1 protein-coding gene is annotated in these 1197 nt (G+C 58.5%); it reads right to left on the bottom strand.

Features of this window, described 5'->3' with window-relative positions; translation table 11 throughout:
- Window positions 1–157 precede the first annotated feature (157 nt).
- Window positions 158–1120: an IS5 family transposase gene (locus tag WNB94_RS17125; protein ID WP_341391585.1), complete on the bottom strand. Its 963-nt coding sequence runs from the start codon at window positions 1118–1120 to the stop codon at window positions 158–160.
- Between the last annotated feature and the right edge of the window lie 77 nt (window positions 1121–1197).

Genomic DNA, 1197 nt, shown 5'->3' with positions numbered 1-1197 from the left:
GGAAGGTCTGAACAACTCGTTTGCGAGGCAACAGGCGGCGTGATCGCTTCGACAAATGAGCCGAATGCATCGCAGACCAGCCCCCATGACGCTGAAACGCACGTCAAAGGGTGCGCGACCCCCGCAAGAAACGCTGTTTCCTGGATTTTGGACGCACTCATGCCACGTCAGCCATCAGTTTGCCTCGCACCATCCATAGGTTGCTGAGCATGAACAAGGTCTTGAGCTGCGCGGTGTTCTTGGCCAATCCACGGTAGCGAACCTTCACATGGCCGAACTGCTTCTTGACCACCCGAAACGGATGCTCGACCTTGGCGCGAATGCTTGCCTTGACGCGCTCAATCTTGTCGGTGATGGCTTGCGCCGGATCGTTCAAATCCAGCGCTTTGCGTTTGCCTGGCTTCATGGCCACATGCCAGTTCACATCGGCCTTGGCCTCTGGTCGTTTCTGCACGCCTTGATAGCCCGCATCGCCAAAGGCATCGTCTTCTTCACCGTGCAGCAGCTTGTGCGCTTGGGTCACATCATTGACGTTGGCCGCCGTGCCTTCGACGCTGTGCACCAGGCCAGAGTCGGCGTCTACACCGATGTGCGCCTTCATGCCGAAGTACCACTGGTTGCCCTTCTTGGTTTGATGCATCTCTGGATCACGCTTGCCTTCGGCGTTCTTGGTCGAGCTTGGCGCCGAGATCAACGTGGCATCCACCGCCGTGCCCGACTTCAGCAGCAGCCCCTTGTAGGCCAGCAAGTCGTTGACGACACGCAGCATGTCGGTGGCCAAGTCATGCTTCTCCAGCAGGTGCCGAAACCGCAGGATCGTGCTCTCATCAGGCAGCCGATCAAGCACGCCATCGAGCTTGGCAAACTCGCGGTACACCGGCATGTCATGCAGCGCTTCTTCCATCGCCGGATCACTCAGGCCGAACCATTGCTGCAGGTAATGGATGCGCAACATGGTCTCGATGGCAAAGGGCGGCCGGCCCGTCTTGGACTTGGGCCAATGCGGCTCGACCACGCCGACCAGCACATCCCACGGTACCACCTTGTTCATCTGCTCCAGGAACTCACGCTTGCGCGTCTTCTTGGTCGACAGGTTCAATCCCAGGCTGACTTGCTTCATGTCCTTGCGCCACGTATCAACTTGACGACATCATCATGCAAGACTCGCGCCTTGACGGCGGGTTTTGCAGACCTTCC

This window comes from Aquabacterium sp. A3, from assembly GCF_038069945.1.
Classification (GTDB): Bacteria; Pseudomonadota; Gammaproteobacteria; order Burkholderiales; family Burkholderiaceae_C; genus Aquabacterium.
This window is presented reverse-complemented; position numbering and strand designations above follow the sequence as displayed.